This is a genomic window from Streptomyces phaeofaciens (assembly GCF_014648915.1).
Classification (GTDB): Bacteria; Actinomycetota; Actinomycetes; order Streptomycetales; family Streptomycetaceae; genus Streptomyces; species Streptomyces phaeofaciens.
This window is the reverse complement of the sequence record NZ_BMSA01000038.1, coordinates 1-13,665: the sequence shown is the minus strand read 5'-3', so window position 1 is coordinate 13,665 and position 13,665 is coordinate 1. Positions and strand designations below refer to the sequence as shown.

The 13,665-nt window shown below is 72.0% G+C and carries 15 protein-coding genes; 10 read left to right on the top strand and 5 right to left on the bottom strand.

The window, feature by feature from the left end:
- The first annotated feature begins 34 nt into the window (after positions 1-34).
- The 6 genes from IE275_RS40140 (at position 35) to IE275_RS40115 (ending at position 4,179) form a co-directional block, all read left to right on the top strand.
- Positions 35-487 (top strand): cupin domain-containing protein, encoded by a 453-nt coding sequence (locus tag IE275_RS40140; protein WP_189717645.1) that lies wholly within the window; start codon positions 35-37, stop codon positions 485-487.
- Positions 484-1,752 (top strand): beta-ketoacyl-[acyl-carrier-protein] synthase family protein, encoded by a 1,269-nt coding sequence (locus IE275_RS40135; protein ID WP_189717644.1) that lies wholly within the window; start codon positions 484-486, stop codon positions 1,750-1,752. The genes IE275_RS40140 and IE275_RS40135 overlap by 4 nt, the downstream gene beginning before the upstream one ends.
- Positions 1,749-2,993 carry a beta-ketoacyl synthase N-terminal-like domain-containing protein gene (locus IE275_RS40130; RefSeq protein WP_189717643.1) on the top strand — a complete coding sequence of 415 codons (1,245 nt, stop codon included), beginning with the start codon at positions 1,749-1,751 and terminating at the stop codon, positions 2,991-2,993. Before IE275_RS40135 ends, IE275_RS40130 begins: the two co-directional genes overlap by 4 nt.
- Positions 2,994-3,086: 93 nt before the next feature.
- Entirely contained in the window at positions 3,087-3,344 is a 258-nt protein-coding gene (locus IE275_RS40125) for an acyl carrier protein (protein WP_189717642.1), read from the top strand.
- A 1-nt stretch (position 3,345) separates the two neighbouring features.
- Positions 3,346-3,825: an SRPBCC family protein gene (locus IE275_RS40120; RefSeq protein WP_189717641.1), complete on the top strand. Its 480-nt coding sequence runs from the start codon at positions 3,346-3,348 to the stop codon at positions 3,823-3,825.
- Positions 3,826-3,846: 21 nt separating this feature from the next.
- Positions 3,847-4,179, top strand: a complete 333-nt coding sequence (locus IE275_RS40115) for a TcmI family type II polyketide cyclase (protein ID WP_189717640.1) — start codon at positions 3,847-3,849, stop codon at positions 4,177-4,179.
- 78 nt (positions 4,180-4,257) lie between these two features.
- Here IE275_RS40115 and IE275_RS40110 read toward each other — a convergent pair whose 3' ends face one another.
- From IE275_RS40110 to IE275_RS40095, 4 genes are all read right to left on the bottom strand, one after another.
- Entirely contained in the window at positions 4,258-5,286 is a 1,029-nt protein-coding gene (locus IE275_RS40110; RefSeq protein ID WP_189717639.1) for a methyltransferase, read from the bottom strand.
- Positions 5,287-5,344: 58 nt separating this feature from the next.
- Complete coding sequence (locus IE275_RS40105; RefSeq protein WP_189717638.1) at positions 5,345-6,415, bottom strand: right-handed parallel beta-helix repeat-containing protein; 1,071 nt, start codon at positions 6,413-6,415, stop codon at positions 5,345-5,347.
- A gap of 187 nt (positions 6,416-6,602) precedes the next feature.
- Complete coding sequence (locus IE275_RS40100) at positions 6,603-7,187, bottom strand: AMIN-like domain-containing (lipo)protein (protein WP_189717637.1); 585 nt, start codon at positions 7,185-7,187, stop codon at positions 6,603-6,605.
- 85 nt (positions 7,188-7,272) lie between these two features.
- On the bottom strand, positions 7,273-8,850 hold the full coding sequence (locus IE275_RS40095; RefSeq protein ID WP_189717636.1) for a hypothetical protein: 1,578 nt from the start codon (positions 8,848-8,850) through the stop codon (positions 7,273-7,275).
- Between the two features lie 232 nt (positions 8,851-9,082).
- Here IE275_RS40095 and IE275_RS40090 point away from each other — a divergent pair, with 232 nt between their 5' ends.
- The 3 genes from IE275_RS40090 (at position 9,083) to IE275_RS40080 (ending at position 12,406) form a co-directional block, all read left to right on the top strand.
- On the top strand, positions 9,083-9,526 hold the full coding sequence (locus IE275_RS40090; RefSeq protein WP_189717635.1) for a helix-turn-helix transcriptional regulator: 444 nt from the start codon (positions 9,083-9,085) through the stop codon (positions 9,524-9,526).
- Positions 9,527-9,536: 10 nt separating this feature from the next.
- Positions 9,537-9,944 carry a VOC family protein gene (locus tag IE275_RS40085; RefSeq protein WP_189717634.1) on the top strand — a complete coding sequence of 136 codons (408 nt, stop codon included), beginning with the start codon at positions 9,537-9,539 and terminating at the stop codon, positions 9,942-9,944.
- 74 nt (positions 9,945-10,018) lie between these two features.
- Positions 10,019-12,406 carry an ATP-binding cassette domain-containing protein gene (locus tag IE275_RS40080; RefSeq protein WP_189717633.1) on the top strand — a complete coding sequence of 796 codons (2,388 nt, stop codon included), beginning with the start codon at positions 10,019-10,021 and terminating at the stop codon, positions 12,404-12,406.
- A gap of 49 nt (positions 12,407-12,455) precedes the next feature.
- Here the strand turns inward: IE275_RS40080 and IE275_RS40075 are convergent, their stop codons facing one another.
- The gene (locus IE275_RS40075; RefSeq protein ID WP_189717632.1) at positions 12,456-12,938 is read right to left on the bottom strand and encodes a MarR family winged helix-turn-helix transcriptional regulator; all 483 of its coding nucleotides are present in this window, start codon (positions 12,936-12,938) and stop codon (positions 12,456-12,458) included.
- 188 nt (positions 12,939-13,126) lie between these two features.
- On the opposite strand from IE275_RS40075, the gene IE275_RS40070 reads away from it, so the two are divergent.
- A partial coding sequence (locus tag IE275_RS40070) for an alpha/beta hydrolase (protein ID WP_189717631.1) occupies positions 13,127-13,665 on the top strand: 539 nt, incomplete at its 3' end.

The window sequence follows — 13,665 nt, the reverse complement described above, 5'->3', positions numbered from 1 at the left end:
CCACGGCGATGCACCACCTGATCGGAGGAACGTCGTGATCACACCCCGTCCCAGAGTCGTGGATCTCAGCGAGGCCGAGCCCAACACGCGGCGCGGCGGCGACCTGCGCGCTCTGCTCACCCCGGCCACGGTCGGCTCCACCAGCGGTTTCATGGGCGTGGCCCTGATCCAGCCCGGCGACCGCATCGCGGAGCACTACCACCCGTACTCCGAGGAGTTCGTGTACGTCGTGTGCGGGCAGCTGGAGGTGGACCTGGACGGTGAGCCCCTCGCGCTCCAGCCCGAGCAGGGGCTCATGATCCCCGTCAACATGCGCCACCGCTTCCGCAACGTCGGCAAGGTGGAGGCCCGGTTGGTCTTCCACCTCGGCCCGCTGGCCCCGAGCCCGCCGCTCGGCCACGTCGACACCGAGGAGACCGTCGCCGCGGCCGAGCCGGTCGGCGCGGGCGAGGGCCTGGCGGTCTCCCGGCGTCAGGTCCGCTCATGACCAGGCGGGTGGCGGTCACCGGCATAGGCATCGTCGCCCCCGGCGGCATAGGCGTGCCGGCGTTCTGGGACCTCCTGGCCGCCGGACGCACGGCGACCCGCGGCATCACCTTCTTCGACCCGGCCGGACTGCGTTCGCGGATCGCCGCCGAGTGCGACTTCGACCCGGCGGCCCACGGGCTGGACGCCGAGCAGGCCGCCCGCTGCGACCGGTACATCCAGTTCGCGCTGGTCGCCGGTGAGGAGGCGGTCCGGGACGCCGGTCTCGACCTCGCCCGGGAGAACCCCTGGCGGGTCGGGGTCTCCCTGGGCACCGCGGTGGGCGGCACCACCCGGCTGGAGCACGACTACGTCCTGGTCAGCCACGGCGGGCAGCGCTGGGACGTGGACCACCAGGAGGCGCAGCCGCATCTGCACCGCGCGTTCGCGCCCAGCACGCTCGCCTCGACCGTCGCCGAGCGGTTCGGGGCGGGCGGGCCGGTGCAGACCGTCTCCACCGGCTGCACCTCCGGCCTCGACGCCGTCGGATACGCCTTCCACGCCGTCGAGGAGGGCCGGGCCGACATATGCATAGCCGGGGCCTCGGACTCGCCGATCTCCCCGATCACCATGGCCTGCTTCGACGCCATCAAGGCCACCTCCCCGAACAACGACGACCCCGCCCACGCCTCGCGCCCCTTCGACGCCGACCGCGACGGGTTCGTGATGGGGGAGGGCGGCGCGGTGCTCGTCCTGGAGGAGCTGGAGCACGCCCGGGCCCGTGGCGCGCGGGTCTACTGCGAGCTGGGCGGCTACTCCACCTTCGGCAACGCCTACCACATGACCGGGCTGACCAGCGAGGGCCTGGAGATGGCCCGGGCCATCGAGGACGCCCTCGACCACGCCCGGCTCGACCCGACGGCCATCGACTACGTCAACGCGCACGGGTCGGGCACCAAGCAGAACGACCGCCACGAGACCGCCGCGGTCAAACGGACCCTGGGCGAGCACGCCTACGCCACGCCCATGAGCTCCATCAAGTCCATGGTGGGCCACTCCCTCGGCGCGATCGGCGCGATCGAACTCGTCGCCTGCGTGCTGGCCCTGGCCCACCAGGTCGTACCGCCCACCGCGAACTACGAGACCCCGGACCCCGAGTGCGACCTGGACTACGTGCCGCGTGTCGCCCGTGAGCGCAGGCTGAACAGCGTGCTCTCGGTCGGCAGCGGGTTCGGCGGCTTCCAGTCGGCGGTGGTCCTGAACCGGCCGAGGGAGAGAACACGATGAGCGCATCACGTCCACGGCGGGCCGCCGTCACCGGGATCGGCGTGATCGCGCCCAACGGCGCGAGCACCGAGACCTTCTGGAAGTCCACCAAGGAGGGCATCAGCGTCCTCGACCGGATCACCCGCGAGGGCTGCGAGCACCTCCCGCTGCGGGTGGCCGGCGAGGTCCGCGACTTCGACCCGGCGGCCGCGGTCGAGGGGCGTTACCTCGTCCAGACCGACCGGTTCACCCACTTCGCGATGGCCGCGGCCGACTTCGCCATGGAGGACGCCCGGTTCGGCCGGGCCGAGGTCGACGGCGCGCCGTTCTCCGTGGGCGTGATCACCGCGGCCGGCTCCGGCGGCGGTGAGTTCGGCCAGCGGGAGCTCCAGCAGCTGTGGGGCAAGGGCAGCCGGTTCGTCGGCCCCTACCAGTCCATCGCCTGGTTCTACGCGGCCAGCACCGGCCAGATCTCGATCCGGCGCGGCCTCAAGGGCCCCTGCGGGGTGGTCGCCGCCGACGAGGCCGGCGGGCTGGACGCCCTCGCCCACGCGGCCCGGGCCGTGCGCCGCGGCACCGATGTGATCGTGGCCGGCTCGACCGAGGCGCCGCTCGCGCCCTACTCGATGGTCTGCCAGCTCGGGTACGACGAGCTGAGCACCGTCGAGGACCCGACCCGCGCCTACCGTCCCTTCACGGGTGCGGCCTGCGGGTTCGTGCCGGCCGAGGGCGGCGCCATGCTGGTCGTCGAGGGCGAGGACACGGCGCGGGAGCGGGGCGCGCCCGTCCGGGCGTACCTCGCCGGGCACGCGGCGACCTTCACCGGCGCCTCCCGGTGGGAGCGGTCGAGGGAAGGACTCGCCCAGGCCGTCCGCGGCGCCCTGGACGAAGCAGGCTGCGCCCCCGAGGAGATCGACGTGGTCTTCGCCGACGCCCTCGGCGTGCCCGAGGCGGACCGGGCCGAGGCGCTGGCGATCGTCGACGCCCTCGGTGCCCACGGCCGGCGCGTGCCGGTCACGGCACCCAAGACCGGCATCGGCCGCGGCTACGGCGCGGCGCCGGTGCTGGACGCCGCGGCGGCGGTGCTCGCGATGGAGCAGAGCGTCGTCCCCCCCACCCCCAATGTCTTCGACATCTGCCATGACCTCGACCTCGTGACCGGCCGGGCCCGTGCCGTCGAGGCGCGCACCGCGCTGGTCCTGAGCCGGGGCCTCATGGGGTCGAACTCGGCACTGGTGCTGCGGCACGGTGCCGACACGTGAGCCGCGCCGGCCGTGACGCCCCCCGGGGCGCACCGGCCGGTGAAAGGGCGCCGCCTCGTGGCGGGACGCCCGGAAGCAAAGGAGAGGAACACCATGAGTGAGCGCATCACCCTGGAAGAGCTGGCCGAACTCATGCGGAAGTCCGCCGGCGTCACCGTCCCCCCGGCGGAGCTCCAGCAGCGGTCCGACACCGGCTTCGACGCCCTGGGCGTCGACTCGCTCGGCCTGCTCGGCATCGTCGGCGAACTGGAGAACCGGTACGGCGCGGCGATGCCCCCCGACGCGGAGCGCAGCAAGACGCCCCGTCAGTTCCTCGACCTCGTCAACACTGCCCTCATGACAGGAGCGTGACATGGCCGGACACACCCAGAACGAGATCACCATCGCCGCACCGCTGGAGCTGGTCTGGGACATGACCAACGACGTGGCCAACTGGCCACAGTTGTTCAGCGAGTACGCCTCCGCCGAGATCCTCTCGGTGGAAGGGGACAGGACCACCTTCCGGCTGACCATGCACCCGGACGAGAACGGCACCGTGTGGAGCTGGGTCTCGGAGCGGGAGACGGACCGTGACGCCCTGACCGTCAAGGCCCGACGGGTCGAGACGGGCCCCTTCGCCCACATGAACATCCGCTGGCGCTACACGAAGGTGCGCGAGGGTACGCGGATGGAGTGGACGCAGGACTTCGCGATGAAGCCCGAGGCGCCGGTCGACGACGACTGGATGACCGACAACATCAACCGGAACTCCAAGGTCCAGATGGCCCTGATCCGGGACCGCATCGAGAAGGCCGCCGCCGAGCAGGGTGCCGCGCCGGGCCTGACCGACTGAGCCGGACGGAGAACACGCCCCATGCACCACACCCTGATCGTCGCCCGGATGGCCCCCGGGGCCGCCCCGGACATCGCCAAGATCTTCGACGAGTCCGACCGGGGGGAGCTGCCGCACCTCATCGGGGTCGCCCGCCGCAGCCTCTTCCAGTTCGGTGATGTGTACCTGCACCTCATCGAGTCCGAGAAGGACCCCGGACCCGCCATCGCCAAGGCGGCCGGGCACCCCGAGTTCCGGGACGTCAGCGACCGGCTGACCCCCTATGTCAGCGCCTACGACCCCGCCACCTGGCGGTCGCCGAAGGACGCGATGGCGCAGCGCTTCTACCTCTGGGAGCGCGAACCGGCCGGCTGACCCCGCCGACCGGCACCGAACGGTGGCCGGGCCCGCGACCTTGCGGGCCCGGCCACCGGTGGTCCGTCGGTCCGGTGGTCAGGCGGGCACGTGGCAGTCGAAGGCGTGCAGGTAGGGGTTGACCGGGCGGATGTCGTCGATGACCAGGCCCGCGTCGGTCAGCCGGGAGACCATGCTCTCGGTGGTGTGCTTCGCCCCGCCCACGTTGAGCAGCAGCATCAGGTCCATGGCGGTGCTGAACCGCATGGAGGGCGTGTCGTCGACGAGGTTCTCGATGACCACGACACGGGTCCCGGGGCCGCCCGCCCCGATGACGTTGCGCAGCGTCCGGGCGGTGCTGTCGTCGTCCCACTCCAGGATGTTCTTGATGACGTAGACGTCGGCCTTCACCGGAACGGCCGTGCGGACGTCGCCGGGCACCACGCGCGCCCGGTCCGCGAGGTCGCCGCCGGTGAGCAGTCGCGGCACCGCGTTGTCCACCACCCGGGGAAGGTCGAGCAGCGTCCCGTGCATCGACGGGTACTTCTCCAGGAGGCTCGCCACCACGTGTCCCTGGCCGCCCGCGACGTCGGCGACCGACGCGCACCCCGACAGGTCGAGGAACTCCGCGACGTCCCGCGCCGACTGCACGCTGGACGTCGTCATGGCCCGGTTGAAGACGTCCGCCGACTCCGGGGCGTCCTCGTTGAGGTAGACGAAGAACTCCTTGCCGTAGAGGTCCTCGACGACGTTGCGGCCCGAGCGCACCGCCTCGTCCAGCTTCGGCCAGGCGTCCCAGGTCCAGGGTTCGGTGCACCACAGCGTGATGGCGCGCAGGCTGTGGGGGTCGTCCTCGCGCAGCAGCCGGGAGACGTCGGTGTGCGTGAACGTGCCGTCCGGCCGCTCGTCGAAGACGCCGTAGCAGGCCAGGGCCCGCAGCAGCCGGCGCAGCTGCCGGGGTTCGGTCTTCACCGCGGCCGCGAGGTCGTCCACGGTCATGGGGTTGTCGCCGAGGGCGTCGGCGACGCCGAGCCGCGCGGCCGCGCGAAGGGCGGCGGCACATGCCGCGCCGAACGCGAGTTCCCGCAGCCGCATGGACGGGGGCGGGGCAGTGTGTGCGGTCGTCATGTGCCGCTTTCCTTCTTTCGTCGTGCGCTGCTTGGTTCCAGGGGTCAGGGCCGGACGGTCAGCACAGCCCCGTGGGCCGGGACGCCCGGCAGTCGTTGCGTTCGAACGTGTTGCCCTTGCCGGTGTCCGCGTCGACGAGGTCCGCCGGGGCGTTGTCCCGCAGCCGGTTGTCGCTGATCCGGTTCCGCTCGCTGGCGGCGCCCACGATGCTCTTGAACAGGACGATGCCGCCGGAGAGCGGGGAGGCGCCGGCGTTGCCGGTGATGACGTTCCGGGTGATCAGGCTGTCCTCGGCGCCGGTCAGGACGATCCCGGAGCCCTGGATGGCGTCCAGCCGGGCGGTCTTGGGGCAGGACTTGTTGTTCTTCACGATCCGGTTGTCGCGCACGGTGACGAGGCCGGCCTTCGGCTTGTTCTCGTCGCCGACGACGAAGACGCCCGCGCAGTTGGCGGTGAGGTGGTTGCGCGCGAGGGTGAGGTTGCGCAGCCGTCGGACGGTGACGCCGATCCGGTTGCCCTCCAGCCGGTTGCGCGCGACGATCGTGCCCTTGGTGTCGGTGGCGCCCTGCTCCTCCTTGATCGTGTTGGCGAGGAACAGTCCGGCGTCACCGTTGTCCCGGGCGGTGTTGTCGCGGTAGACGCCGCGTACCGAGCCCTCCGTGGCGATGCCCCACACGCCGTTCTTGGCCGCGGTCACATGGCGCACGGTCAGGCCGTCGGTGGCCGTGGCGTGGATGCCGTTCTTGGTGAAGCCCGACACGGTCAGGTCGGCGATGGTGACGTCCTCGACCTTGCGCGCCTTCGTGCCGACGACACAGATGCCGTTGCCGGCCTCGGCGCAGCTGTTGGGGGCCTTCTTCTTGGTCGCGGGGGCCGGCGACAGGATCACGCCGCGGCGGCTCGTGCCGCGCAGGGTCACGCCGGAGGCGGTCATGTTGACGCTCTGGCGGTAGGTGCCCCGGGTGAGGAGAACGGTGTCGCCCGCCGCGGCGGCGTCCACCGCCTTCTGGATCGACTGGCCGGGGTGGACCACGTGGACGGCACGGTGGTGCACCGGCGGGGCGGCGCCGAGCGCCGATCCGGCGAGCGCCGCGGTGCACACCAGGTATGCGATATGGCATTTCTTCATATGTCGCACGGTATGACCGGAAAGGGCGTGGACGGCCGGATGGTCCATCCGACGGCGTGTCACGCGCGCCCCGCTCCCCGGGCGCGGCGATGCCCCGCCCGCCGTGGTCGGCGGCGGACGGGGCACCGGGGTCCTGATCCTGAGACGCGGATCGCGGGACGAGTGGAGGTGCGGGTGGTGTCACGGCTCAGCGGGTCGCCGTCCAGCTGTGGGCGACGTCCACCACGAGACGGCCGTCCAGGGGCAGCACCCGGAACGGCAGCCGGGCGCGCACGCCGAGCCCGAACTGGGTCTGGCCCTCGAAGCTGCCGCCGTACTTGGTGTCCCGGAAGGTGCTGTACCCGGTGAGGTTCACCCCCGGCAGCGGACGCGCGAACCGGCCGGGGTAGGTGGAGGCGCCGGTCTCGGGGTCGTACGCGGGCGCGTTGACCCGCACCTCGAGGATGGCTCCGCCGGTCACCGGGATGCGGATGCCGGACGGGTCGGCGATGAACGCGTCGACGTACTGGACGAAGTAGCCGATGTCGCCGGCCGCCGCGCCCGGGACGTCGACGACGAACCGGTCGTAGCAGTCGTGGCGGCCGGTCCTGGCGTTGGTCACCGACTCCGCCGTGCCGGTGGAGTCGGTCTTGGGGAGGCTGCCCCAGCCGGTCGGGCAGGCGGTGGCCGCCCGGGTCGCGGTGGCCGGGGCGGCGGTGGCGGGCACCGCCGCCACGCCCAGCGTGACGGTCATGAGAGCTGCGGCGGCCCAGACGGTTCTGTTTCGCACCATTTTGTCCCCCCTGGAGTGGTGTGTCGGGTATGAGGTGAGACGGACGGGTGGCCGAAATGGTTGCACGCCCGGGGGGACGGGTCTGTCAGAGTCCGCTCAGACCGCTGGTCGTCGTGTAGGCGCACTCCGTGTAGATGTAGCCGGACTGGAGCTTCGCGGTGTCCGAGGCGGGCGAGGCGGTGCTGTCACCCTGCGGCTTGTGCAGGAAGTACGTGGTGCCGGGCGGCAGGCTGATGGTGCGCTGCGGGTAGTTCTTCCCGCTGTCGCTGCACGGCTCGAACCCCCGCACGGTGGTGCTGAGGAGGGGGTACGCCTTGCAGCTGCCGCACCCCTTGAGGCTGAAGCTGCCGGTGACCGGGCCGGTGTACATGACCGTGACCGCGTCGGGGCTGTCGTTCTGCACGGTGACCTCGATGCTGCCGCCGGACCGCGTCGTGGGCAGCTTCTTGCCCGCGGCCGGCACGGTCTCGGCGATCTCCGCCGCGATCACGATCTTCTTCGCCAGCGCCGCGTTCTTGGCGCTCTTGTGGTCCGCGACGTACTTCTTCATCGTCGTCTGCGCGGCCTCGAAGTCGCCGTCCCGGTACTGGTCCACCCCGCACGTGTACGTGCCCGAGTCGGCGCTGCCGGTGGCCCGGTCGGCCTGCTTGCCCAGGGCGTCGGCGGTGTCCGCCCCCTCGGTGGGCAGACCGTCGATCTGGGAGCCGAGAGTGTTCAGCCGCTCGACCGCCGAGCAGGGATCGGAGCCGCGCAGCTCCTTCTGCGTGCGGGTGACGGCGGCGGCGACGGCCGGCTCGACCTTCGCGGCCTGCTCCGACCCGGGGAAGCCGGTCAGCAGCTCGCCGAACTGGGAGGTCCAGGTGGCCTGCCCCGTGGTGAGCCCGTCCGCCGCGCACTCGTACAGCGAGGTGGCCAGCCGGTCGTCGGGCCAGGACTCCAGGTCCCCGAGGTCCGTCCCGTCCAGCGTGTCGGGCACCGTGCGCAGATAGGTCAGCGGGGCTATCGCCGCGCAGTAGTCGTCCTGCGCGTAGGGGGCGCCGACCGACTCGTAGTAGGCCCTCAGCCGGCCCGGCACCTTCGCGGCCGCCCGGGAGCCGGAGTGGTCGTCGCTCAGGTCCTCGTAGATCCGCAGCGCCTCGCGGTACTCCGACTTCCCGGCGGTGAACGACCCCTTGCCCGCCGAGGCCACCAGGGCGTCGGCGTCCGCCAGCCGGTCCAGCAGCATCTGCTCCACGGCCTCGTCCCGCGCGTCGTCGTACAGCACGAAACCTCCGGCCGGCACGGCGAGCAGGACCAGGCCGAGACCGAGGGCGAGAGGTGCCTGCGGAGGCCAGGCCAGCCGGGTGCGCAGGCCGACCCGGGCCCCGTGCGCCGCCGCCGCGGCGAGGAACAGCGCGTACAGCACGAGCGCGAGCCCCGGGACGCCGTCGGGGTCTGCCGGGAGCGCCACGAACAGCAGGACGGCGGTGGCCGCCCAGCACAGCACCGTCAGCACCCACTTGCGGGCCAGGGCGTAACCCAGGCCCAGGCCGCTGAGGTTGAGCACCGCGACCGCCACGGCCCGCACCCCGTCCGCCGGTCCCGGCGGCGGCGCGGACGGCATCGGTGGTACCGGCGGCATGACGAAACCGTGGTCGTACGTGCCGAATCTGTCCCCGGACATGGCCGGCCTCCCCCGCTCAACTTCCCCCGCACACCTGTGATTTGTCAGTGTACGGGCGAAAGCGTGGCGCCGGACAGGGGTCCAGCGCGCCCCCGCGCGCAACCCCCTGAGGAGCGCGCGCTCCGAGGAACGGGAGGCGGTGCCCGCCCGGCCGGGCCGCACGGTGGGCACCGGCCGGCCGGGCACCGGTTCCCCTGGGCAAGCCCGGCCGCGGCATGGCACGATCGCACAGATGACCAGCTCCTCCGCCCAGGACCGGCGACTGGGCGAACTCGCCCGGCTGCGCCGCGTCCGCGACCGCATCGACCGGGAGTACGCGCAGCCGCTGGACGTCGAGGCCCTGGCGCGTGGCGTGCACATGTCGGCCGGGCATCTCAGCCGCCAGTTCCGGCTGGCCTACGGAGAGTCCCCGTACGGATACCTGATGACGCGGCGCATCGAGCGCGCCATGGCGCTGCTGCGGCGCGGCGATCTCAGTGTCACCGAGGTCTGCTTCACCGTCGGCTGCTCCTCGCTCGGCACCTTCAGCACCCGGTTCACCGAGCTGGTCGGGGTGCCGCCCAGCGTCTACCGGCGCGAGGCGGCGCGCGCGACGGCCGGGATGCCGTCCTGTGTGTCGAAGCAGGTGACCAGACCTGTCAGGAATCGAGAAGCGCCGGCCCCGGACGGCCCCTAGCCTCACCCTCATGGACATCACGATTCACGCGAGCTTCCTCCCGCACGACGACCCGGAGGCCGCCCTGGCCTTCTACCGCGACACCCTCGGTTTCGAGGTCCGCGACGACGTCGGATACGGCGGGAAGCGCTGGATCACGGTCGGCCCCGTCGGCCAGCCCGCCACCTCCATCGTCCTGACGCCGCCGGCCGCCGACCCCGGCGTCACCGACGACGAGCGCCGCGTCGTCGTCGAGATGATGGCCAAGGGCACCTACGGCGCCCTCCTCCTGGCCACCCCCGACCTCGACGACACCTTCGCCCGGCTGGAGTCCACCGCCGAGGTCGTCCAGGAGCCCACCGAGCAGCCGTACGGCGTCCGCGACTGCGCCGTCCGTGACCCCGCGGGCAACCTGATCCGTATCCAGGAGCGCCGCTGAGCCGTCCGGCGCCGCACGGCGCGACCACGCACCGCACCACCCCGACCGATCCCGGGCAACCAGATGGAGACACGATGAGCACGGCCAGGAGGACGGGCCCGCGCGAGCCCGCGCCGCACGTCGCCGACAGCCACGGCCTGATCCGCGTGCACGGCGCGCGCGTGAACAACCTGAAGGACGTCAGCGTCGAGCTGCCCAAACGCCGGCTGACGGTGTTCACCGGGGTGTCCGGCTCGGGCAAGAGCTCGCTGGTCTTCGGCACCATCGCCGCGGAGTCGCAGCGGCTGATCAACGAGACCTACAGCGCCTTCGTGCAGGGCTTCATGCCGACGATGGCCCGCCCCGAGGTCGATGTGCTCGAAGGGCTGACCACCGCGATCACCGTCGACCAGCAGCGGATGGGGGGCGACCCCCGCTCCACGGTCGGCACCGCCACCGACGCCAACGCCCTGCTGCGGATCCTCTTCAGCCGGCTCGGCACCCCGCACATCGGCCCGCCCAGCGCCTACGCCTTCAACGTGGCCTCCGTCCGGGCGAGCGGGGCGATCACCGTGGAGCGGGGCGCCAAGAAGGCGGTGAAGGCGACCTTCAACCGCACCGGCGGCATGTGTCCGCGCTGCGAGGGCCGCGGCGCGGTCACCGATCTCGACCTCACCCAGCTCTACGACGACTCCAAGTCGCTCGACGAGGGTGCCCTCACCATCCCCGGCTACAAGCCGGGCGGCTGGAACTACCGGCTCTACAGCGAGTCGGGCTTCTACGCCCCGGACAAGCCGATCGGGAAGTACACCAAGAAGGAGCTGCACGACTTCCTGCACCGCGAGCCGACCAGGATGAAGATCGCGGGCATCAACATGACCTACGAGGGTCTGATCCCGCGCATCCAGAAGTCCATGCTCGCCAAGGACAGGGAGTCGATGCAGCCGCACATCCGCGAGTTCGTGGACCGGGCGGTCACCTTCACCACCTGCCCCGAGTGCGACGGCACCCGGCTCAGCGAGGGCGCCCGCTCCTCGAAGATCGACGGAGTGAGCATCGCCGACGCCTGCGCGATGCAGATCACCGATCTGGCCGCCTGGGTCCGCGGCCTGGACCAGCCCTCGGTGCTGCCGCTGCTCACCACGCTGGGCCAGACCCTCGACTCGTTCGTGGAGATCGGTCTGGGCTATCTCTCGCTCGACCGGCCGGCGGGCACCCTGTCCGGCGGCGAGGCGCAGCGCACCAAGATGATCCGCCACCTCGGCTCCTCACTCACCGACACCACCTACGTCTTCGACGAGCCGACCACGGGCCTGCACCCCCACGACATCCAGCGGATGAACGACCTGCTGCTGCGGCTGCGCGACAAGGGCAACACCGTGCTCGTCGTCGAGCACAAGCCCGAGGTGATCGCGATCGCCGACCATGTCGTCGACCTGGGCCCCGGCGCCGGCACCGCCGGCGGCACCGTCTGCTTCGAGGGCACCGTCGAGGAGCTGCGGGCCGGGGACACGGTCACCGGCCGCCACTTCGACGACCGCGCCGCCCTGAAGGACACGGTCCGAGAGTCCACCGGCGCGCTGGAGATCCGCGGCGCCACGGCGAACAACCTCCAGGACGTCGACGTCGACATTCCGCTCGGCGTCCTCGCGGTCGTCACCGGTGTCGCCGGCTCCGGCAAGAGCTCGCTGGTGCACGGGTCGATCCCCGCCGACGGCGGCGTGGTGTGGGTCGACCAGAGCCCGATCCGGGGCTCGCGGCGCAGCAACCCGGCCACCTACACCGGCCTGCTCGACCCGATCCGCAAGGCGTTCGCCAAGGCCAACGACGTCAAGCCGGCGCTCTTCAGCGCCAACTCCGAGGGCGCCTGCCCCACCTGCAACGGCGCCGGCGTGATCTACACCGACCTGGCGATGATGGCCGGCGTCGCCACGGTCTGCGAGGACTGCGAGGGCAAGCGGTTCGACGCGTCGGTGCTGGAGTACCGGCTGGGCGGCCGTGACATCAGCGAGGTGCTGGCGATGTCGGTGACCGAGGCCGAGGAGTTCTTCGGTTCCGGGGAGGCGCACACACCGGCCGCGCACCGCGTCCTGGAGCGGCTCGCCGACGTCGGTCTCGGCTACCTCACCATCGGCCAGCCGCTCACCACGCTCTCCGGCGGCGAGCGGCAGCGGCTGAAGCTGGCCACGCACATGGGCGACAAGGGCGGCGTCTACGTCCTCGACGAGCCGACCACCGGTCTGCATCTCGCCGACGTCGAGCAGCTGCTCGGCCTGCTCGACCGGCTCGTCGACTCCGGGAAGTCGGTCATCGTGGTCGAGCACCACCAGGCGGTCATGGCGCACGCCGACTGGATCATCGACCTGGGGCCGGGCGCCGGCCACGACGGCGGCCGGGTCGTCTTCGAGGGCACCCCGGCCGACCTCGTCGCCGGCCGCGCCACCCTCACCGGCGAGCACCTCGCGGCGTACGTGGGCGCCTGAACCGGGCGAGGGGCGGGTGCCCGGCCGGCGAGCCGGCCCGGGCGCCCGGTCAGCCCTCGGTGACGTTCGCCGTGAGCAGGCGCAGCAGCTGCTTGGCCAGGGCGTCCTGCTCCGGCGTCAGACCCATGGCGTCGCCGATCGCGAGGGGGACGGTGCCCGCGCGCTCCCGCAGCCGGGCGCCGTCCCGCGTGAGGCGCAGGGCGACGGAACGCTCGTCGTCCGCGCGCCGCTCCCGGCGCAGCAGGCCGTTCGCCTCCAGGCGCTTGAGCAGCGGGGAGAGGGTGCTGGACTCCAGGTGGAGCGCGGCGCCCAGCTCCCGCACGGAGATCGAGTCCCGCTCCCAGAGCACCAGCAGCACGAGGTACTGCGGGTAGGTCAGGCCCAGTTCGTCCAGCAGCGGCCGGTAGCGGGCGGTCACGGCCCGGGAGGCGGCGTACAGGGCGAAGCAGAGCTGGTCGTCCAGGAGCAGCGAGCCGTCGCCCGGTGCGGCGGCCCGCACGTCGGTACGGCTTCCGGTCCCTGTGCCGGTCATCGGGTTCACCACCCTTGTGTTCGCGTCCTCACGATTCTATCGCCCGCATATGAGTCGACCACGAATAAATACTGTCCTAATAAGTTGTGCACGACTTAATACCGCGCTACTGTTCCTGACGTGCCGCCGCTCCCCAGCGCGACTACCGTCGGAGCCTGCCCCGCGGCACCCGAACCGAGGAGGTCGTCATGACCGACACCGCCGCAGCCCGTCCCGTCCTCGAGCCCGCAGCGCAGGCCTTCGCCGAGGCCACCGCGAACCCGCCCTACCTCTTCGACCTGCCCCCGGCCGACGGCCGCAAGGCGGTGGACGAGGTGCAGTCCGGTGAGATCGCGAAGCCGGTGGTGGACGAGGAGTGGATCACCGTGTCCGGTGGTCCGACGGGCAGTGTCCGGGCCCGGATCGTCAGGCCCGCCGGTGCGCAGGGCACGTTGCCCGTGATCCTGTACATCCATGGTGCGGGCTGGGTGTTCGGCAATGCGCACACGCATGACCGGCTGGTGCGTGAGCTGGCGGTCGGCGCCGAGGCGGCCGTGGTCTTCCCGGAGTACGACCTCTCGCCCGAGGCCCGCTACCCGGTCGCCATCGAGCAGAACTACGCCGTCGCGCAGTGGATCGTGCGGGAGGGCGCCGCCCACGGCCTGGACGCCACCCGCCTCGCGGCCGCCGGCGACTCCGTCGGCGGGAACATGACCGCGGCTCTCACCCTGATGGCCAAGGAGCGCGG

Bases quoted from the DNA above. Each gene is read 5' to 3' on its own strand.
- IE275_RS40095 (WP_189717636.1), bottom strand. From the start codon at position 8,850: ATGTCCGGGGACAGATTCGGCACGTACGACCACGGTTTCGTCATGCCG.
- IE275_RS40105 (WP_189717638.1), bottom strand. From the start codon at position 6,415: ATGAAGAAATGCCATATCGCATACCTGGTGTGCACCGCGGCGCTCGCC.
- IE275_RS40110 (WP_189717639.1), bottom strand. From the start codon at position 5,286: ATGACGACCGCACACACTGCCCCGCCCCCGTCCATGCGGCTGCGGGAA.
- IE275_RS40120 (WP_189717641.1), top strand. From the start codon at position 3,346: ATGGCCGGACACACCCAGAACGAGATCACCATCGCCGCACCGCTGGAG.
- IE275_RS40130 (WP_189717643.1), top strand. From the start codon at position 1,749: ATGAGCGCATCACGTCCACGGCGGGCCGCCGTCACCGGGATCGGCGTG.
- IE275_RS40090 (WP_189717635.1), top strand. From the start codon at position 9,083: ATGACCAGCTCCTCCGCCCAGGACCGGCGACTGGGCGAACTCGCCCGG.
- IE275_RS40085 (WP_189717634.1), top strand. From the start codon at position 9,537: ATGGACATCACGATTCACGCGAGCTTCCTCCCGCACGACGACCCGGAG.
- IE275_RS40115 (WP_189717640.1), top strand. From the start codon at position 3,847: ATGCACCACACCCTGATCGTCGCCCGGATGGCCCCCGGGGCCGCCCCG.
- IE275_RS40075 (WP_189717632.1), bottom strand. From the start codon at position 12,938: ATGACCGGCACAGGGACCGGAAGCCGTACCGACGTGCGGGCCGCCGCA.
- IE275_RS40100 (WP_189717637.1), bottom strand. From the start codon at position 7,187: ATGGTGCGAAACAGAACCGTCTGGGCCGCCGCAGCTCTCATGACCGTC.
- IE275_RS40135 (WP_189717644.1), top strand. From the start codon at position 484: ATGACCAGGCGGGTGGCGGTCACCGGCATAGGCATCGTCGCCCCCGGC.
- IE275_RS40125 (WP_189717642.1), top strand. From the start codon at position 3,087: ATGAGTGAGCGCATCACCCTGGAAGAGCTGGCCGAACTCATGCGGAAG.
- IE275_RS40080 (WP_189717633.1), top strand. From the start codon at position 10,019: ATGAGCACGGCCAGGAGGACGGGCCCGCGCGAGCCCGCGCCGCACGTC.